Origin of the sequence: Apibacter sp. ESL0432 (assembly GCF_019469225.1) — a bacterium.
Classification (GTDB): Bacteria; Bacteroidota; Bacteroidia; order Flavobacteriales; family Weeksellaceae; genus Apibacter.
In genome coordinates this window covers 207176-228315 of sequence record NZ_CP048266.1, presented here as the reverse complement: position 1 = coordinate 228315, position 21140 = coordinate 207176, and the positions used below count along the sequence as shown (strand labels likewise).

The window sequence follows — 21140 nt, the reverse complement described above, 5'->3', positions numbered from 1 at the left end:
AAATGAAAAGGCTAGTTATATTAGGAGGTGGAGAAAGTGGCGTAGGTGCAGCCATATTAGGAAAAAAAGTTGGATTTGAAGTTTTTCTTTCCGATATGGGTTCTATGAAGGATGAATATAAAGCGATTTTATCTGAAAAGGAAATTCCATTTGAAGAAAAACAACATACAGAGGCATTAATACTCAATGCTGATTGGATTATAAAAAGCCCGGGGATCCCTAAAAAATCACCCATAATTCAACAAATTAATGAAAGACAAATTCTTATTTCATCAGAAATTGAATTTGCCTCACAATATACCGATGCTACACTTATTGCAATTACCGGTTCAAATGGTAAAACAACCACTACCTCATTAACCTACCATATATTTAAAAAAGCTGGTTATTCTGTTGGATTGGCAGGAAATATCGGTAAAAGCTTTGCTTGGCAGGTAGCCGAAGAAAATTTTGATTATTATATACTTGAAATTAGCAGTTTTCAGTTAGATGACATTCAAAACTTCAAACCCCATATAGCCATGGTCTTGAATTTAAGCCCTGACCATCTCGATCGATATGAATACACCTATAAAAAGTATATCGATGCAAAATTTACAATAACTAAAAATCAAGATACTAAGGATTATTTTATATATAATGAGGATGATCCAATGACTACTAATTGGTTTCAAAATCATAATACCAAAGCGCAAAAGCTTCCTTTTTCTTTACATATGAAAATTGAAAACGGAGCTTTCAGCGATCATGAAAATATAAACTTCCACATTAACTCAGATACTTTTAAAATGAAAATCAACGAATTAGCACTTACAGGAAAACACAATATTGCCAATTCCATGGCAGCAGGAATTGCCGGAAAACTATCTAAAATTAAAAATGATTTCATAAAACAAAGTTTAATGGATTTTGAAGCGGTAGAACACCGTTTGGAATTTGTTTTAAAAATTAATGGAATTAATTTTATCAACGACAGTAAGGCGACCAATGTAAATTCTGTTTATTATGCTTTAGAAAGTATGAAAACACCTCTGGTATGGATTGTGGGAGGAACCGATAAAGGAAATGATTACAGTGAACTTATTCCATTTGTTCAAAGAAAAGTCAAAGCCATAGTTTGTTTAGGTGTTGATAATAAAAAGATAATTGATACTTTTCAGGATATAGTTTCAAACATTGTTGAAACTAAATGTATGAAAGATGCCGTAAATGCAGCCTATAGTTTAGGCTCAAAAGGAGATTCTGTTCTTCTTTCACCCGCTTGTGCAAGTTTCGATCTATTTAAAAATTATGAAGATCGAGGAAATCAGTTTAAGGAGGAAGTTAGAAAACTTTAATAAATGAGAAAATTAAAACAATACTTTAAGGGAGATATAACTCTTTGGGCAGCGATATTATTGATTTCGTTAGCTTCCTTCTTACCCGTATATTCTGCCAGTTCGAATTTGCAATATGTAGTCGGACAAGGATCTGTTTTGGGACATTTTGCCAAACATGCCGGGTTTATCATAGTCGGAATAGGTATTGTTTTTATTTTTCAAAAAATTGATTATAAATATTTTGGCGGATTTTCCAAATTATTATTACCGGTAGTTATTTTTTTATTGATACTTACTTTAATGCAAGGAAAAAGTATTGATGGAGCGAATGCTTCTCGTTGGTTGAAACTTCCGGGGGTTCCGTTTGCCTTTCAAACCTCTGTTTTTGCGGCATTAGTATTAAATATATATGTTGCCCGATATCTTGATAGAAATAAAGATAAAGAAATAACTTTCAATAATAGTTTTGTACCCATTTTACTACCTATTTTTATGGTAGTCGGACTTATATTTCCTGCAAACGGATCAACGGGAATTTTAATATTTTTGATGGTTTTAGCTTTATTGTTTATCGGGGGATATCCTATCAAAATATTACTTTCAATTATCGGGGTTGGTATAATTGTGGCTATTCTTTTTATAACAATCGTGTTGGAATATCCGGATATGTTTCCCGGCCACAGGGTACATACTTGGAAGAGCAGAATTGAAAACTTTGCTGGAGAAGATGGAGAAGAAAGTTACCAGGTACAACAAGCTAAAGCAGCTATAGTTCAGGGCGGTATTATACCCAGAGGACCGGGAAAAAGCGCTTTTAAGCAATCTTTACCTCAATCTTCTTCGGATTTTATATTTGCTATTATAGTAGAGGAATACGGTTATGCAGGTGTGTTTTTATGTTTTTTCCTTTATTTACTTATACTCTGGAGAATCATTGTTATAGCCACTAAGGTGGAAAATATATTCGGTACTTTATTAGTGGTGGGTATTGGTCTACCGGTTATATTTCAGGCATTTTCCAATATGGCTGTAGCCGTTAATTTAATTCCGGTTACCGGACAGCCTCTACCCATATTAAGTTACGGAGGAACTTCCATGTGGGTAACTTATATGGCTTTAGGGATTATTATTAGTGTAAGTCGTGATATTGTTTCAAATGAAAACACAGTTAAAGAAAATAATAAAGGAGATATAAATTATGAGATCGCCTAGATTTATAATAAGCGGAGGTGGAACCGGTGGACATATTTTTCCTGCAATTGCCATTGCAGATGAAATAAAACATCGTATTCCTAATGCAGAATTTCTGTTTATTGGTTCGGAAAATAAAATGGAAATGGAAAAAGTACCTCAAGCCGGTTATGCTATTGAAGGATTATGGATCTCAGGAATTTCACGATCGTCCATGCTATCTAATTTTAAATTTCCTTTTAAGGTTATTTCGAGCCTGGTAAAATCACGGAAAATTATTAAATCTTTCCAACCAAATGCAGCGATAGGTACCGGCGGATATGCATCCGGGCCTGCTTTATATGTTGCGGCTCAAGCAAACATTCCCACTTTTATACAGGAACAAAATTCGTTTCCCGGTATTACCAATAGAAAACTTGGAACTAAAGCCAAAGGAATTTTTGTTGCTTATGAAGGCATGGAAAACTATTTCCCAAAAGATAGCTTATATGTTACGGGAAATCCTGTTAGGAAATCTTTATTTGGAACTATAACTCAAGAACAAGCCAAAAAAGAATTAGGACTCGATCCATCGAAATTGGCAATTTTATCTATAGGAGGGTCTTTAGGCTCGAGAACTATCAATAATTTTTGGAAAGAAAATTCCAAGATAATTGCTGATACCAATATTCAAATCATATGGCAAACCGGAAAATTGGATTATTCTGACATTAAAGCCAATAACAACTTAAAACACAACAATATATTTATTTTTGAGTTTATAAAAGATATGTCCGTTGCTTACGCTGCCGCTGATATCATTATATCTAGAGCCGGAGCAATAGCCATTTCGGAATTAACCTTAGCCGGAAAGCCAACAATACTAATACCTTTCCCCTTTGCCGCAGAAGATCATCAAACTAAAAATGCCCGGCAATTAGTTAACGCAAACGCTGCAAAAATGGTAAAGGATTCAGAGGTTTCTCAAAAATTATTAAGCGAGATACAAAATCTTTGTAACGATAAAAAAGAAAGAGAACTATTATCTGAAAATATTGTTAAATTGGCTAAGCCCAATGCAACTGAAGAAATTGTAACTCATATATTAAATGAATTGAAAATTTACTAGTCTATGAAAGATATTCATACATATAAAAATTATTACTTTATAGGAATTGGAGGAATAGGAATGAGTGCTTTGGCTCGTTATTTCAAATTTTCCAATGCAACAGTGTATGGATATGATAAGACTCCTACTAAACTGACTCATAACCTGGAAAAGGAAAATATATCTATTATTTATGAGGATACGATTTCATTACTTCCAAAAAATATTTCCAAAGAGGATACGGTAGTGATTTATACACCTGCTATACCTGAAAATTTAAAAATTAAACACTATTTTATTGAAAAAGGATTTACACTTTTCAAACGATCCCTAGTTTTAGGTGAAATCACTAAAAGTACTTTGTGTTTAGCTATTGCAGGAACTCATGGAAAGACGACAACTTCAACCTTATTAGGACATATTTGTAAGTATGCAAATTTACCTGCTACTGCTTTTTTAGGCGGTATTTCTGCCAATTATAATTCTAACTTCATTTACAATGGGTCTAAAATTTCCATTGTTGAAGCTGATGAATTTGATCGGTCCTTCTTGTCTCTTTCTCCAAACATGGCAGCTATAACATCTACAGATTCAGATCACTTGGATATTTATGGAAATCATGAAAATATTATTGAATCTTTTAATCAATTTGCGGACTTAATTCCCGAAAACGGATTTTTAATAGTTAAAAAAGGGTTACCCATCAATGCAAAACACCTTACTTATTCAGCTTATGAAAAGGCAGATTATTATGCTGAAAATATACAGATAATCAATGGGCAATTCCATTTTGATTTAGTAACGCCTCATCAAATTATAAAAGATTTTATTGTACCCATACCCGGAAAACACAATGTTGAAAATGCAATAGCCGCTTTAGCAATCAGCTTACAACTGGGTATTGAAGCCGATATACTACGTAAGGCTTTAATTGATTTTAAAGGGGTTTTACGAAGATTTAATAAACATATATTTGAAAATAATAAAATTTACATCGATGATTATGCCCATCATCCAACTGAAATCAATGCTGTAATTGATACAATTAGAAATTTGTATCCTACCAAAAAATTGCTGACAGTATTTCAACCTCACTTATATTCCAGAACCGCTGACTTTGCAGAGGATTTTGCTAAAAGTCTCAGCAAAACAGATACGCTTATTTTATTGGACATCTACCCGGCCAGAGAAACTCCCATTGAAGGAATAACTTCGGAATGGTTGGCGGATAAAATACAACTTGATGACAAGGAAATATGCTCGATTGATAATGTTTTAAAAAGTATTAAGACAAAAGATTTTGATGTGCTCTTAACCATAGGAGCCGGTAATATTGATACCTTATATGATCCCATTATAAATTGGCTTAATGAAATTAAAATATAGATTTATTAAAATTTTTTTATTACTAATAGTACTAGGATTTTTGATGAACTTTGCAGTCCGAAGACATAACGATAAAAGTATAGATAACGTCAGTATTCTAATTGATAATGCTGATTATATACATTTTATTACCAATGCCATGGTTTATGACATTGTCAATCGATCATCAAAAAATGAAAAGAAAGCAAGTAAAATAAAAGATATTGATATTTCAAAAACCGAAGAAAATTTGGATACTATACCGTTTATTTCAAACAGTAATGTTTATATAGACTTAAATGGTTCCCTAAATATACATGTGAGTCAAAAAATTCCAATTGTTCGAATTAAGACTCCTAATGATGAATTTTATTTGGATCAATACGGTACGAAATTTCCTTTGTCCCAAAACTTTTCATTGCCATGTTTACTTGTAAGTGGTGATATTAAAGCAGAGGAATATAAGAAATTAGTGAAATTATCTCAATTAATAAGTGAAGATAAGATATTAAAAAATCACATTATAAGCATTGATAAAGACAAAAAAAATAGTTATAATTTACTTTTAAATGTAGCCGGAGTATATATAGAATATGGTGATCTTAAAAACAATCATCAGAAACTTACAAATCTAAAAGAATTTTACAAACAATATCTAGATTATGTAGGTTTTGGCGTTTATAAGAAAATAAGTTTAAAATATGACAATCAAATAGTTGCAACAAAGAGATAAATATGGACAACAACAACAATATTGCAGTAGGTTTGGATATAGGCACAACAAAGATTGTTGCTATAGTTGGGCAAAGGAATGAACATGGAAAATTGGTTATTCTGGGAATGGGAAGAGCTAAAAGTTTAGGCGTTCATCGGGGTGTAGTAAATAATATTACTCAGACTATTGATTCAATAAAAAAAGCAATTTCTGAGGCTGAAAAAGCAGCAAATTACAAAATTACCGATGTTACTGTTGGAATTGCAGGACAACATATTAGAAGTCTTCAACACAGCGATTATATTTCCAGACCTAACTTTGAAGATGTTATTGACGATACGGATATTGAAAAGTTAAAAGAACAAGTACATAAACTAGTCATGCTTCCGGGAGAAGAAATTATACATGTTCTTCCTCAAGAATACAAGGTTGATTCTCAATCTGAAATTATTGAACCGAGAGGTTTCCACGGTAGCAGATTGGAAGCTAATTTTCATGTTGTAGTTGGTCAAATTTCTTTAATTAGAAATATTGCCAGATGTGTTAAAGAAGCAGGGTTAAATTTAGTAGGTATAACATTGGAACCCCTTGCCTCTTCGGATGCGGTTTTGAGTCAGGAAGAAAAAGAAGCCGGAGTTGCTTTGATCGATGTAGGAGGAGGTACAACCGATATTGCCGTTTTTAAAGATAATATAATTCGTCATACAGCGGTAATACCTTTCGGTGGAAATGTGATTACTGATGATATCAAATCAGGTTGTTCAATTATTGAAAGACAAGCAGAAATTTTAAAAGTTAAATATGGTTCTGCCTGGCCATCTGAAAATAAAGAGATTGAAGTTATCAGTATACCCGGATTGCACGGAAGAGAACCCAAAGAAATTACCGTTAAGAAATTATCTCAAATTATACATGCAAGGGTTGAAGAAATTATTTCCTTAGCTTATTTAGAATTAAAAAATTACGGATGTGAGGAGCAAAAGAAAAAGTTGATTGCAGGAATCGTAATGACGGGAGGAGGCTCTAAGTTAAAGCATTTAAGGCAATTAACAGAATATACCACAGGTATGGATGTTCGCATTGGTTATTGTAATGAACATTTAGCCGGAGGACAGCCTGAAGAATTAGCCAGTCCTGAATATGCTACTGCCATAGGATTATTAATGACAGGGCTCAATAATCTTGAACTAAAGAAAAATAAAATTCAACAGGAAACTAAAAATATAAAGAAACCTGAAATTTCTTCAGATATTCCGACTGAAAATTCTAATACAACTACCCTAAATATTGAGCAAAAAACTTTGAAAGAAGAAAAGAAAAAAAGTAAAGAAAAGAAAAAATCTATATTCGCTTCTTTTCAAGAAAAATTTATTAAATATATTAATGATACAGAATAAACAGATAGAATACAATGGATAATACAGAGAACAATAAGCTATTTTTTGAGCTGCCCAAAAATAAAACTTCAGCCATCAAGGTAATTGGTGTCGGAGGTGGAGGAAATAATGCTGTTGGTTATATGTATGATCAAGGCATTACAGGAGTAGATTTTATAATTTGCAATACGGATGCACAGGCATTAATCAATAATCCTATCCCAAATAAAATTCAGTTGGGAAATACCATTACGGAAGGTTTAGGAGCCGGAGCCAATCCTGAAATCGGAGAACAGGCTGCTCTAGAGAGTATAGATGACATTAAAAATGCTTTAGGTGATCAAACTAAAATGGTTTTCATTACCGCAGGAATGGGAGGAGGAACCGGTACAGGAGCAGCGCCTATTATTTCGGGTATTGCAAAAGAAATGGGTATTCTAACTGTTGGTATTGTCACTATTCCTTTTTCTTTTGAAGGTAAATCGCGATTGGAACAAGCAGAAAAAGGTCTTGAAAAAATCAGGAAAAACGTTGACTCTTTAATTGTCGTAAAAAACGATAAGTTGAGAGAATTGTATGGAAACTTGGGTTATAAATCCGGATTCTCAAAATCCAATGAGGTGCTAAGCACAGCTGCTAAAGGAATTGCTGAAGTTATTACCAAAAATTACTCCATCAATATAGATTTACGTGATGCTAAAACCGTTCTGGCAGATAGCGGAACTGCCATCATGGGATCTGCTGTTTCTTCCGGACCTAACAAAGCCCAGGATGCTATCATGGCAGCCTTGGACTCTCCTTTGCTTAATGATAATAAAATTACGGGAGCTAAGAATGTATTATTGTTAATCGTATCCGGCGATGATGAGATAACAGTAGATGAAATAGGTATCATTAATGATTATATTCAATCTGAAGCCGGTAATAGTACAAATATTATTATGGGTATCGGTGAGGATGAAAGTTTAGGAGATAGTATCAGAGTAACTGTCATTGCAACCGGTTTTCCTGTGGACGATGAAAGAAACAGCGGTAAAGAAAAAGAGAAAATTGTACACACATTAACTGATGATTTTCCAACTTCTAATCCCTTGAATTTAGGAAATGCAAAAGCTGCAAATTTCAATAGTCAAAAAGACAATAGATCTGATGAACCACAAATAATTTCTTCAATTAATAAAGGAAATTATATTCAGGAAAAAAACGAAGAAAAAACGATTCAAAAAATAATAACTCTAGAAGATGAAGAAGAGGTAACCACTTTTGGAATCTCTAACAGAAAAGATCCGATTGTTCCCTCTTTTCCCATTGATGAGGAAATAAATATTATTAAAAAGGATGTATATCCTCCCCAAAGTAATGAAACAACTTTATTTTCTAATACAGAAAATACATTTAAGGAAATCAAAGAAGATAAACTTCCCGACAACCCTGTAAACCAATCGACTATATTCACTTTAGATGAAGCTGAGGATTTTACTCAAAAAGTAAATTTTCAAACAGAAACCGAAGAATTTAGTTCTTATAATAAAAAGTTTCAGCTTTCTGAAGAAAAAAAGGAAATTTTCACAGAAGATCAAACCGTTTCTGAAGATAAAAATTATTCTTCAGAATCCTTGAATGAGCTTATGGAGAAAAAAATCCAAGAAAGAAGAGAACGATTGAAAAAACTGAACAGCAAATTTCAAGGATTATCTAAACAAAATGTTGATGAAGTAGAAAAAGTTCCGGCTTATAAAAGACAAGGCATTAATTTAGATGAAAATATAGATTCTAATAAAAGTTCGGATATGTACTTTAACAAAAATTCTAATGAAGTTCAAATCCGACCGAATAATTTTTTCCATGATAATGTTGATTAGTCCCTAACTAAAACAAATAATTATGAGCTTAGAAACTAAAATAATGGATGCGATGAAAATCGCCATGAAAGATAAAGATAAAGTAGCATTGGAATCATTACGAGCTATTAAATCTCAATTATTATTACTTAAAACGGATGGTAAGACGGAAGATATTTCTCCGGACCAGGAAATTGCTTTATTACAAAGATTGGTTAAGCAAAGAAAAGAGGCTTATGAACAATTTTTAGCTAATAACAGGAATGAATTGGCTGAAAATGAATTAGCACAAGCAAAAGTCATTGAGCAATTCCTTCCGGCACAACTTACTCCTGAAGAATTAGAAAAAGAACTTCGAGAGATTATAGCCGAAACCGGTGCTCAAGATATTAAAGATCTGGGAAAAGTTATGGGCATAGCTTCAAAAAAATTACAAGGAAAATCCGAAGGAAAAACAATATCAGAAACTGTTAGGAAGTTGTTGTCCTAATTTATCTTTTGTATGTAAGCCGATGCTATCAGTCGGCTTTTTTAAATTAAAAAAGACATTCGTAAATGAATGTCTTTTCTATTTTGTATTGTTTATAAGCAAACTGTTTATCGATCTGATTCATTGTAATTCCTTAACATAATCCAACCGGTAAATTCTCTCCCGTCGGCAATAGTAATTATGTACCAATAGGAAGATGTCGGCAGATTTCTGCCTAAGTGTTTTCCGTCCCATACAAAACATGTATTAGAGGTTTCTTCAAAAACTTGTTTACCGTATCGGTCAAAGATTTTAACTTGAGAATTTTCGCCTTTAAACAAATCTAATCCGCATACTCTCCATGCATCGTTATAATTATCTCCGTTGGGAGTTATCACATTATTAATTCCGAAAATTATTCCTTTGGATGTTATAGCATCACAAGAATTGGCAACAGAACGTACATAGAATGTATAAATTCCTTGTTTTAAATTAGTAAATGTGTTACTTCTTTGCCAATTTATCTTATCGATGGAATATTCCAACGGAGCCGGTCCATTTGCTATTACGGTTATATAATCTTTTCCTTGCTGTAATTCAACAATAATCGGTTCTTCCAATAATTTAACTTCTATTTGATGCGTAGTAGTACAGCTGATATTATAATTTAAAATTTTAGTATGTTCAACCGTATAAATACCTATGTCTCTAACATTTTCCAGATATTGACCGGTCCCAACTAATTTTCCTTTGAAATACCATCGGATTTGATCGTATCCATCATCTCCTGCGTCTAGTGTTGCAGCATATCTTGGACAGATATAAACTATTTCATTAGGAGGCGTTGGAGAAATATAAGGAATCAACTCTACTTTTGCTACCGATGGACAAAAATCATCATCTATATTATCCACACGAACATATACATATCCTTTATTACTTTTATAGTTAGATAATTCGGGTTCTTGTATTTGTTTTGAAGGTTTACCCATTGCTTCATCTTTCAAGGCATTATTTGCATCCTTTTCGGTTCTATAAAAACGAATTGTTGAATTGGGTTGATTTTTAAATAAATGTTCAACTAACGGAAGTTGAAAATACGCGTATCCGTCTTGATCTCCATCACAAGCATATAGGGTAGCATCATTAAGTTCTACAGGATCATTGGTTTCAAATTCTATTTTTGTAATGCCGATACATTCGGTTTGAATATTTTTAATTCTACAATAAATTGAATCGGATAAATTAAAATATTTGTTTTTATCTAATACCCCTGTTCCGTTCAATGCTTTTTTATATCCTTCATGATAGGTTATTTCATATACGCGTTGATCTAAATAATTATGTCCTGATTTATCTTTAATTTTAGGATCAAGGTCTTTGAGTAACAGGTCATCATATTTTCCATTATTGTCTCCATCACATACAAATTGAGGTATCAGTTGTGGACGTGGGGTTTCTTTTTGAGTGATTATTATTGTTCCTTCATTTCCACAGCCGTTCTCTTTGTTTTCGAATAGGACTTTTATTTCTACTTTGTTTTCTCCTACAGGGGGTTCGTAATCGGTTAAAGTATTAGGTATTTGCCCTGATGTGTCTTCTACTCTGCCAATCTCCACTCCTTTGCTGTCTTGGAAAATTACTCGCATATCTTGTAAGAAGCTTTTTATTCTTGCTTCTTCTCCATTGGATGACAACATTGGATAAATCGAACTCCATAAATCTACTCGGGTTTTACTGCCTTGCGGTTCGTATTCACAGATGATCGGTTCGTCTTTTGCTACTTTTAAATATGGATATACGTAGAGTTTTACTTTCGATACTTCATCACAATAGTTGCCTTCTTCGTCTTTTACTCTTACATAGATTTCATCTACTAGGTATAATCCTTCTTTATATAGTTCTCTATTGGTATAGTTACTTATTTCCGGTTCGGTCAGATGTGTATAAATCCCTTTTGCTTCATTTTTAAAGGCTTCTTTGGCATCTGATTCATTTCTGTAATAACGATAATTGCTTGTCGGATAATTGCCCAGTAATTGTTCTGATTCATGTAAATTAAATATTTCTTTTGAATCATCTTGGGAATCATCGCATTTTATTGATAAGCGTACTTCTTTCGGGATTGGTACATGGTTGGAATTTTTCTTAAACCATACTTCGTTTATGCCTATACAACCGCTTTCTTGGTTCAGTACTCGTACGTATAACGGATTCAGGAAGTCCACAGTAAAGTACGTTTGTTTGTCTATCGGAATTATCGTCGGATCATTTACTGCCAAGGCTTCGGACTGAGTGCGGTAATACGTAATTTCTTGTTTCGCTGACGGGGTAATTACCAGATTATCTAAATCTTTTAGTAATACGTCATTATACTCTCCGTCTAAGTCTTCATCACACAGGGTATAGGTTACCTTATTGGGACGTGGCGTTTCTTTTTGGGTAATTGTTATTGTTCCTTCATTTCCACATCCATTCTCTTTGTTTTCAAATTTAACTTTTATTTCTACTTTGTTTTCTCCTACAGGGGGTTCGTAATCGGTTAAAGTATTAGGTATTGGTCCTGATGTGTCTTCTACTCTGCCAATCTCTACTCCTTTGCTGTCTTGGAAAATTACTCGCATATCTTGTAAGAAGCTCTTTATTCTTGCTTCTTCTCCATTGGATGACAACATTGGATATATCGAACTCCATAAATCTACTCGGGTTTTACTGCCTTGTGGTTCGTATTCACAAATGATCGGTTCGTCTTTTGCTACTTTTAAATATGGATATACGTAGAGTTTTACTTTCGATACTTCATCACAATAGTTGCCTTCTTCGTCTTTTACTCTTACATAGATTTCATCTACTAGGTATAATCCTTCTTTATATAATTCTCTATTGGTATAGTTACTTATTTCAGGTTCGGTCAGGTGTGTATAAATCCCTTTCGCTTCATTTTTAAAGGCTTCTTTGGCATCTGATTCATTTCTGTAATAACGATAACTGCTTGTCGGATAATTGCCCAGTAATTGTTCTGATTCGTGTAGATTAAATATTTCTTTTGAATCATCTTGGGAATCATCGCATTTTATTGATAAGCGTACTTCTTTCGGGATTGGTACATGGTTGGAATTTTTCTTAAACCATACTTCATTTATGCCTATACAACCGCTCTCTTGATTCAGTACTCGTACGTATAAAGGGTTCAGGAAGTCCACAGTAAAGTACGTTTGTTTGTCTATCGGAATTATCGTCGGATCATTTACTGCTAAGGCTTCGGACTGAGTGCGGTAATACGTAATTTCTTGTTTCGCTGACGGGGTAATTACCAGGTTATCTAAATCTTTTAGTAATACGTCATTATACTCTCCGTCTAAGTCTTCATCACACAGGGTATAGGTTACCTTATTGGGGCGTGGCGTTTCTTTTTGGGTGATTATTATTTTTCCTTCATTTCCACATCCATTCTCTTTGTTTTCGAATTTAACTTTTATTTCTACTTTGTTTTCTCCTACAGGGGGTTCGTAATCGGTTAAAGTATTAGGTATTGGCCCTGATGTGTCTTCTACTCTGCCAATCTCTACTCCTTTACTGTCTTGGTAGATAATTCGTAAAGAATTGAACATTCTATTTAAACGCGTTGGATCAGGAATGCTATTTGATTCAAGCATTGACCGGGATAACTCCCAAAGATTAATTTTTGATTTTGTAGCGTCCGGTTCGTATTCGCAAATTTCAACGGATTGATTTTCTACTTTTATATAAGGATATACTTTTATTTTAATCTTTGCTATACTATCGCATTGAATTCCTTTGCTATCCTTTACTCTGACAAATACCTCATCAAATTTATAAAATCCATCTGTAGTTATCACTCCGGTTTGGTAAGCATTTGGATTTGCAACAGCATTACTGATCTCTCCTTTTCGTGCTTGATTTTCATCTTTATAATATTCAAATTGAACATCGGAAGAACTGCTAATCCGGTTGGAAACAGAAGTAAGGTCAACGAAGGATTTATCCTGGCCATCCATACATCCTATTATTTCAACTTCCTGTTTATCCAGCGGTAGGCTTGGATTTACATTTACCGAAATAGCGGTAATGGTCGGACAAGTTTTATCTTTTTTATCTATTCTGACATATATTGTATAAAAGGGATTGTCAGGAGGAACATTGGTAAATTCATTATGTTTGATGGTAAAGTTTACAGGCGATACCTCATTCTTATGTTCTTCTGCATCTTGTTTCGTTCTATAGTAAGTAAAATCATATTCCGAATTGATAAAGGACAGAGATTCTCCGGTAATAATATTAGTTTTGTAATCATCTAAATTGCTGATTACATACTTGCCGTCTATGTTTCCATCGGTTTCATCACAAATATCTATAAAGTGTACATTGGCTTTAGGAACTAAAGAAATTAAAAATTCTACTTTACGGATAATTAAACACCCTGTTTTATGGTAAATAAACTTAACCCAAACTTCATCTCCTCCTGAAACTTCATATTCTTCTAAATTTGCCTCAGGTATATCTATCCCATAAATTGCGTTGTACTTACTTGCATGATAGGAAACAGTAAAATCACTCAGTGTATATGAACTTCCAATCATTTGAGATGGATATTCCTTTAAGTTAACTTTTACCTTTTTTTCTTCATTACATAATAAGGTAGCAAAATGATTTACCTCTAATTCAGGATATGCTTTAACTTCTATAGGGGCAATTGAAAAACAGTTACTTTTTATATTTCTTACTCTAACCCAAAAAGTGGTTGGAAATCGGGTAACCGAAGCACTCCCCCAAATACGATTTTGATTTTTTAGTGCATCATCCTCTCTAGTAAAATAAATAAATTCAAAGTCATTACTATCTATGTTGGAATCAAGAAAAAGGCTGTTATAATTTTCCAACCAAATAGTTTCATAGATGCTGTCTTGATCATTTTTCGTATTATTATTGCATATGGTAACACTTACATTTTGCTTTAAAACGGGAGATTCAATTAATGAAAAATTTAACATAAAATAATCCGAGCAATCTTTGGTTTTAATCTTCACCCAAATTTTTGTGGAGTTGGTTACATCAAATTCACTTACCGGATTAGTGCCATTTTTTGCATCATTTTCTGTTACATAATATTCATAATCCATTTGATTCGTCAACTTTGAATTATTGGATATAAGTGGGGCCGTTACCAGTTGGTATAAATTTGATGAATTGATCTTTTCTGTGCCGTTATTTCCAAAATCACATATATAGATGTTTGGATTACTAACTGTCGGTACAGGAATTAAGTTTATTGTAACTCGAATAATCTTAAAACACTTGGTTACCGGATCCTCCACTCTCATGCATATCTCATTATTGGTAATATTTGTTGTCGTATTTACCAGATACTTAATTGGAGTATTGCTATCCGTATACGTTCCTAACAATTCACCGGGAGCATCTATTTCATATTCCGCATCGTATATCAAACGATAAAATTGAATGGTTGTCCCTTTTGAATCAAGTATGATTTTAGACAAATCTACTTCTTCTTTATAATCATCCCCTATGTCACAAACCTCTAAGTCTGTATATTCCGGCAATTGTACGGAGGGCACTAAATTAAATTTAATCTCTACAATAATGGGACATTGGTTTTTAAATTCTAATTTGACAAATGCCGAAAAAATTCCTTGTCCAATTTGAAATTTAGCAGGATTTGTAATCGTTGCTTTACCCCCATCGTGAGCTTCTTTATTGGTTTTATAATACCTTAAATTTTTTATATCTTTTATAGGAGTTTTTAAACTTGATAACTGATCTTGAGTTAGAAGTTCTTCCAGCTTGTTTGGATCTGTCTTTTTAGAACCTTTTATAAATTCTAATATATTAACAACCTCAATTCCATCATCATTAAAATCACAAATAGTATGGGGACCCAATACTTTTTCTTCAATTGTTATCAAATTGAATTTCAAATCATAAGCATAGCTGCATCGATTATATCGGACTGCAGGATATATTATTTTTGGATTTTCAGCCGAAGTTAGATCAAAACTCTTTTTAATCATTCCTTTTTCATGTTTAGGATCTGCCAAATACATATCCCGATCGTGCTGATTGTCAAAAAATACAATTTTATCATCTGAATCATTTCCAAAGGATGGATGAGAATATGAATAAGTATAAAGATCTTTAAGTAAATCTTCGTAATCTTTTAAGTATATTTTCTCGACACGATCATTGTATGTGTCGCATATATCAAATTCCCTCTTATATAATGTTTGATTTTTAGATACGAAGATAGTTATTGAGCTTACTGCTATAATTCCGCTTTTTTTAATCTTATATTTTAAATAAATAGTAGATTTAGCCGGTGCCTCTACACTATAGATATAGCCGGGTGATGAATCCTTTAATTTAAGTTTATCCGTACATGCCAAATCTTTATAAAAACCTTCAATCTCAATATCTTGTGGAGTTAATGAAGTACCGGACAAAAAGTTAGGAAGATACGATTCCAAATTTACTTCTTCTGTATCATTGGCATCACATATAGTTGGATATGGCAATCCATTTCCGATACCGCCACCGCCACCGCCGCCGCCACCGCCGCTACAATCTCCGATGGCTTTTAAAATCAATTTTGTTTTTACTTCTCCACAAAAATCCGGATGAGTCGCTTTGATATAAATAGTGTTATTTAATCTCAACATACAATTATCCGGATTTACAATTTCGTTGCTGTAATAGGAATCTTTATAGTATTTCCATTTTACGGTAGTATGGGAAGGATTGATCGGTGAATTTGTTAGTAAGTTAGAGTTATATTTGGTTAGATCCAACATCACGGATTGCCCTTCCCTAACATCGCAAATTTCAGCTAAATACTCTTCTAACTCTAATTTTTTCACCAATTTTACAGTAAATGCGATTAAGGTATAACACGACTTATCCCTAATGGATTTATTCCATGCTTTAAGGTAAAACTTTACACTATCTTCGTCAGTTCCTGATAAATCAATAGGGTAATTACGTATAACAACATCGGGCAATTCTCTCATCTGATCATCCAGTATTATATACTCTGTAGTCCGTTTATTTATTCCGTAATTAAAATTATTCAGGTTCACATTCTCTATATCGTCATTTCCTTCATCGCAAACAATGAATTGCTGATTATTTTTTAAATCAGGCCTCTTATTTAATTTAAGATTTATCTCTGTAGAAACAAAACAAACTCCGCTTTTCAATACTTTTACATAGATCGTCATATCATCAGAAAAAGTAAAGGATTTTGCTTCTTCATCTGAAATCTGATTAGTTAAATTCTTATACCTGTAATAGGTAAATTTTAAATTTGGATCCGGGTTTATCAGTTGTTGATATGAGGTTAAATCAACTGTATAACTTTCTCCATTATTAATACAAAAAGGTGGGGGTGATTGTTTTACTGCCGTAGGAAATTCTTTGCTAAACTTCACCTGTAAGGTATCCGTAAGTGAAAAACCATTACATCCATTATAAGTAACCTTTGCTCTAAAGTAAGTGTTTGAAGTAGGAGTGACTACCCAAGTATCCCCCCAATTACTTGGACTTGAAGAATTTCCTTCATACCAAGTAACGGAAATATCCGTATTTCCATTCGGAGTAAATCTCCATGCTTCTTTTTTTGCTTCCCAATCTCCCCTATTTCTTCCCGGGGGAGAAACTCCAATGTATCCATTGGAATTGATGATCCCTATTAAAGCGTTTTTATCTTTAGTGGTATGGGGGTTTTTACTTTTATTTCCAACATATATATCAATGATATTAAAAGTTTCATACAAAACAATTTGTGAAGATGAATAAATCCGATCCGGTCCGTACTGTTTTAAATTATCAAAATTAATAATGAATTTTCTATAGGGAGCTTTCCCTTCATAAGCAACTTTTACCTTGCTCGGCGTGGTATTATTCATGTCGTGATAAACACCAAATATTGAATTTTTGGGTAATCCGGAATTTGGATTATTACCTGAAATAATATACGGACATTCTTTATTTTTTTGCGACAGGTCAAAGCTGACTACCCCATTATCACTGACAATAATCTGATTATAACTTTTTCCATAAAAGCAAAAATTAAAACCTATATCGATGATATCGTTACCAAAAACATCATCGTTTTTACCATTGGAGTTACCGGTTGATACCGGAGTACCCTTGGTAAAATCTACATTTGAAGGATATTGAATGGAAGAAACTTCATATTTATTGGTTTGTTTGATTATAGGATAATCTACACTTAGTTTAATGTTTTTATTTCTAAAAAACTTATAATCACAGTCAACATACACAGTATCTGAATTTCCATTATGATCTTTGATCGAGATCTTGGGTTCTTTAAAATCCTGTGAAAAAATTTTACCAATAAAAAATATTAAAATAACGAACGAATAAAGGTTTTTCATTTTTTAATTTTATTTATATTATTTAACTAAATAATACCCTATTAAATCAGATTTTATGATAAATACGGATAATGAATGGATAAAGATATTAATTCTTATTTTTTTTTACTACTATTAGAGCAATAATTATATAATTTAAAAGTTTTGAAGTGTTTTATATTTATATATACTTTTTATTTTATGTGATAAAAATATAGTATATGTATTTTAAAAAATTAAAATAATTATATAATCTATAATAGAACCTATATTTTTATCCAAAGATCTTTTATTAACCTTTTAATCAATTTAATCAATCATAGATAATTGTATTCTCTTTCGTTCCTTATCTATATCGATTATTTTTACTTCTACATGTTGATGAAGATGCACGACTGTGCTAATGTCTGTTATGAAATCATTGCATACTTTAGAAAGATGAACTAATCCATTCTCTTTAATTCCTATATCTACAAAACAACCGAAATTAGTGATATTATTGATTATTCCGGGAACTTTCATTCCCGGTTTTAAATCATCAATGGTTTTTAAAGAAGGATCGAAAGTAAACATTTTTACTTGTGTTCTTGGATCTAAACCTGGTTTTTCCAATTCTTTACAAATATCTTCCAAAGTTAAAATCCCTACTTCTTCGTTTACGTAATTGTTTAATTTTATTTTTTGAATTAGTTCTTTATTTCGGATTAAATCTCCCAATTTTACTCCTAAATCTTTCGCCATTTTCATAACTAGTGAATAGCTTTCGGGATGAACAGCGGAATTGTCTAAAGGATTTTCAGATGTCGGAATTCTTAAGAATCCGGATGCTTGTTGAAATACTTTTTCACCAAGTCTGGGAACTTTTTTCAGGTCTTGCCTGGTTGAAAATGCTCCCATTTCCGAACGGTACTGAACAATATTTTCAGCCATCTTTTCTCCTATACCCGAAACATAAGACAATAAGGATTTACTGGCTGTATTAAGGTTTACTCCTACACTGTTTACGCAAGATATAACAACTGCATCGAGTTCTTTTTTCAATAATGTTTGATCCACATCGTGTTGATATTGTCCCACTCCTATGGCTTTAGGTTCTATTTTTACCAATTCTGCAAGTGGATCAGACAACCTTCTTCCTATGGAAACTGCTCCTCTTACCGTAACGTCATAGGATGGAAATTCTTCCCGAGCCAATTTAGATGCAGAATAAACCGACGCCCCGGCTTCATTTACAACAAAAACTTTTAGAGGACGATCAAAAGCTATGGATTGTATTAATCGTTCCGTTTCTCGGGAGGCTGTACCGTTACCTATGGATATGGCTTCAATTTTATAGGCATTAATTAAAGATTTAATTTTTTTAATTGATTCTTTGGTTTCTTTTTGGGGAGGATGAGGATATATGGTATCATTGTGTAATAAATTACCATTTTCATCTAAACAAACCAACTTACAACCTGACTTATATCCGGGATCAATTGCCAGAATTCTTTTTTCCCCCAAAGGTGATTGCAATAACAATTGCTTTAAATTGGATGAAAACACTTGAATGGCTATTTGGTCGGCTGACTCTTTGGCTTTCTGGAAAACTTCATTACTTAGCGCCGGTTCTAATAAGCGTGAAAAAGAATCTTTTATTGCTAAAAGTAGTTGATCTTTAATTACTTTTTCATGAGTTTTAATTATATGTTTGCTTATTATATGTAAGGCTTCCTCTGAGTCAACTTTAACTTTAACGCGTAGAATTCCTTCCTTTTCCCCTCGTAAGATTGCTAAAAACCGATGAGATGGCGAATGTTTTAAATTTTCAGAAAATTCAAAATAATTTGAAAATTTTTGTGCTTCTTTTTCCTCCTCTTTTCCTTTAATCAGCTTAGATTCCAATACGGCAGTTTGTTGAAAAAAACGTCTTAAATTTGAACGTACATAATTATTTTCGTTAATCCATTCTGCAATAATATATCCGGCACCTTGAAGAGCATCATCTACTGACAATACCTTATCTGAGGTGTATTTTGAAGCTAATAGAGTTAAATCTGAAATCGGTTTTTGCGCCATTAAGATTTTTGCTAAAGGTTCTAAACCGTTTTCAATTGCAACAGACGCCTTTGTTTTTCTTTTCTTTTTATAGGGTAAGTAATAATCTTCTAAAAGAGTAAGTTCGAAACAATTTTCTATTCTTTGCTTAAATTCTTCGGTTAATGCTCCTTGCTCGTCAATGCTTTTTATAATAAACTCCTTACGTTTTTGAATTTCTTCAAAATCTGTTTTTAACTTACATATATTGAATAATTGAACTTCATCCAGATTTCCGGTCATCTCCTTTCTATAACGGGCAATAAAGGGTATGGTATGATCTTCGTTTAATAATTTTACCGTATTTTCTATGCTTTTTTGAGAGATATCAATTCGTTTCTGAATGAAGGAAATCATATTTATAGTAATTATTTTATATTTAAGTAGTGTAGGTTCGTTTTTTATTTTATAAAAATAGGTAATATAAATTAATTGTCGAATCAAAAATAACTTGCTTTCAAAATAAATTATAATTTATATTAATAGCATTCCAATTAAATTTTATCTTTACCATCTGATCTTTATAAATTTTGTTTAATGACTTTAAAAAGTCTTCTTCTTACTCTTAAACCCTTATTTTTGTTGTAATAAAAGCAAATGTCTATTATAAAATAGAGTCTTATATTATTAAAACTTATATTTTTGTATATCTATTAATACCCATGACAAACTTAATACAAAAGTATTTTCCGGAGATAACTGAAAAACAATTGCATAGTTTCGAAAAACTCCCTGATTTGTATTCAAATTGGAATGAAAAAATCAATGTTATATCAAGGAAAGATATAGATTCTTTACTTGAAAAACATGTCCTTCATTCTTTGGGAATAGCAAAAGTAATGCAGTTCGCTCCTTCTACCAAAGTTTTGGATATTGGTACAGGTGGCGGATTTCCGGGTATACCTTTAGCTATACTTTTTCCGGAATCTCAATTTACTTTGGCCGACTCCATTGGAAAAAAAATTAGGGTTGTTAATGAAATTGCACAAGAATTACAGTTAGATAATGTCATCGGTATTCATACACGAGCCGAAAAAATTAAAGAGAAATTTGATTTTGTAGTAAGCCGAGCGGTTACTCAAATGCCTGTTTTTATGTCTTGGATTAAAGGAAAATTTACATCTAAGAATATCAATAGTTTACAAAATGGCGTTTTATATTTAAAAGGAGGAGATCTAACTGAAGAATTGAAAAATTTTCCCGAAGCTACACTCTATGAGTTAAAAGATTATTTTGACGAGGAATTTTTTAAAACTAAAAAAGTCGTTTATATTAAAAATATGCACTAAA

At 32.5% G+C, this 21140-nt stretch carries 11 protein-coding genes; 9 read left to right on the top strand and 2 right to left on the bottom strand.

The genetic code is table 11. The features are described 5' to 3' along the window. Positions 1-2: 2 nt before the first annotated feature. The 8 genes from murD to GYM73_RS00855 are packed head-to-tail and all read left to right on the top strand — an operon-like array spanning position 3 to position 9384. Positions 3-1337, top strand: a complete 1335-nt coding sequence (gene murD / locus GYM73_RS00890; protein WP_220233842.1) for a UDP-N-acetylmuramoyl-L-alanine--D-glutamate ligase — start codon at positions 3-5, stop codon at positions 1335-1337. A gap of 3 nt (positions 1338-1340) precedes the next feature. Beyond that, positions 1341-2531 carry an FtsW/RodA/SpoVE family cell cycle protein gene (locus GYM73_RS00885; RefSeq protein WP_160568100.1) on the top strand — a complete coding sequence of 397 codons (1191 nt, stop codon included), beginning with the start codon at positions 1341-1343 and terminating at the stop codon, positions 2529-2531. Continuing rightward, positions 2518-3618, top strand: coding sequence for an undecaprenyldiphospho-muramoylpentapeptide beta-N-acetylglucosaminyltransferase (murG, locus tag GYM73_RS00880; RefSeq protein ID WP_220233841.1), 1101 nt, complete (start codon positions 2518-2520; stop codon positions 3616-3618). The genes GYM73_RS00885 and murG overlap by 14 nt, the downstream gene beginning before the upstream one ends. A 3-nt stretch (positions 3619-3621) precedes the next feature. Beyond that, positions 3622-4983 carry a UDP-N-acetylmuramate--L-alanine ligase gene (murC, locus tag GYM73_RS00875; protein WP_220233840.1) on the top strand — a complete coding sequence of 454 codons (1362 nt, stop codon included), beginning with the start codon at positions 3622-3624 and terminating at the stop codon, positions 4981-4983. Positions 4984-5026: 43 nt separating this feature from the next. Continuing rightward, positions 5027-5695 carry a cell division protein FtsQ/DivIB gene (locus tag GYM73_RS00870; protein ID WP_220233839.1) on the top strand — a complete coding sequence of 223 codons (669 nt, stop codon included), beginning with the start codon at positions 5027-5029 and terminating at the stop codon, positions 5693-5695. Positions 5696-5697: 2 nt separating this feature from the next. After that, the gene (gene ftsA / locus GYM73_RS00865; RefSeq protein ID WP_220233838.1) at positions 5698-7074 is read left to right on the top strand and encodes a cell division protein FtsA; all 1377 of its coding nucleotides are present in this window, start codon (positions 5698-5700) and stop codon (positions 7072-7074) included. Between the two features lie 14 nt (positions 7075-7088). Further along, positions 7089-8915 (top strand): cell division protein FtsZ, encoded by a 1827-nt coding sequence (gene ftsZ, locus GYM73_RS00860; protein ID WP_220233837.1) that lies wholly within the window; start codon positions 7089-7091, stop codon positions 8913-8915. A gap of 22 nt (positions 8916-8937) precedes the next feature. Beyond that, positions 8938-9384 (top strand): GatB/YqeY domain-containing protein, encoded by a 447-nt coding sequence (locus tag GYM73_RS00855; protein ID WP_166005295.1) that lies wholly within the window; start codon positions 8938-8940, stop codon positions 9382-9384. 107 nt (positions 9385-9491) lie between these two features. On the opposite strand, the gene GYM73_RS00850 is transcribed toward GYM73_RS00855, so the two are convergent. Together GYM73_RS00850 and GYM73_RS00845 are read right to left on the bottom strand one after the other, a co-directional pair. Further along, positions 9492-17795 carry a T9SS type B sorting domain-containing protein gene (locus GYM73_RS00850; protein WP_220233836.1) on the bottom strand — a complete coding sequence of 2768 codons (8304 nt, stop codon included), beginning with the start codon at positions 17793-17795 and terminating at the stop codon, positions 9492-9494. A gap of 288 nt (positions 17796-18083) precedes the next feature. Continuing rightward, positions 18084-20213, bottom strand: coding sequence for a Tex family protein (locus tag GYM73_RS00845; RefSeq protein WP_220234333.1), 2130 nt, complete (start codon positions 20211-20213; stop codon positions 18084-18086). A 299-nt stretch (positions 20214-20512) separates the two neighbouring features. On the opposite strand from GYM73_RS00845, the gene rsmG reads away from it, so the two are divergent. After that, positions 20513-21139, top strand: a complete 627-nt coding sequence (gene rsmG, locus GYM73_RS00840) for a 16S rRNA (guanine(527)-N(7))-methyltransferase RsmG (protein ID WP_220233835.1) — start codon at positions 20513-20515, stop codon at positions 21137-21139. Position 21140 lies beyond the last annotated feature (1 nt).

What these genes read in the sequence shown, in the direction of transcription:
- GYM73_RS00870 (WP_220233839.1), top strand. Translation starts at nt 5,027, where the DNA reads ATGAACTTTGCAGTCCGAAGACATAACGATAAAAGTATAGATAACGTC.
- ftsA (WP_220233838.1), top strand. Translation starts at nt 5,698, where the DNA reads ATGGACAACAACAACAATATTGCAGTAGGTTTGGATATAGGCACAACA.
- murG (WP_220233841.1), top strand. Translation starts at nt 2,518, where the DNA reads ATGAGATCGCCTAGATTTATAATAAGCGGAGGTGGAACCGGTGGACAT.
- ftsZ (WP_220233837.1), top strand. Translation starts at nt 7,089, where the DNA reads ATGGATAATACAGAGAACAATAAGCTATTTTTTGAGCTGCCCAAAAAT.
- GYM73_RS00885 (WP_160568100.1), top strand. Translation starts at nt 1,341, where the DNA reads ATGAGAAAATTAAAACAATACTTTAAGGGAGATATAACTCTTTGGGCA.
- GYM73_RS00855 (WP_166005295.1), top strand. Translation starts at nt 8,938, where the DNA reads ATGAGCTTAGAAACTAAAATAATGGATGCGATGAAAATCGCCATGAAA.
- GYM73_RS00850 (WP_220233836.1), bottom strand. Translation starts at nt 17,795, where the DNA reads ATGAAAAACCTTTATTCGTTCGTTATTTTAATATTTTTTATTGGTAAA.
- murC (WP_220233840.1), top strand. Translation starts at nt 3,622, where the DNA reads ATGAAAGATATTCATACATATAAAAATTATTACTTTATAGGAATTGGA.
- rsmG (WP_220233835.1), top strand. Translation starts at nt 20,513, where the DNA reads ATGACAAACTTAATACAAAAGTATTTTCCGGAGATAACTGAAAAACAA.
- murD (WP_220233842.1), top strand. Translation starts at nt 3, where the DNA reads ATGAAAAGGCTAGTTATATTAGGAGGTGGAGAAAGTGGCGTAGGTGCA.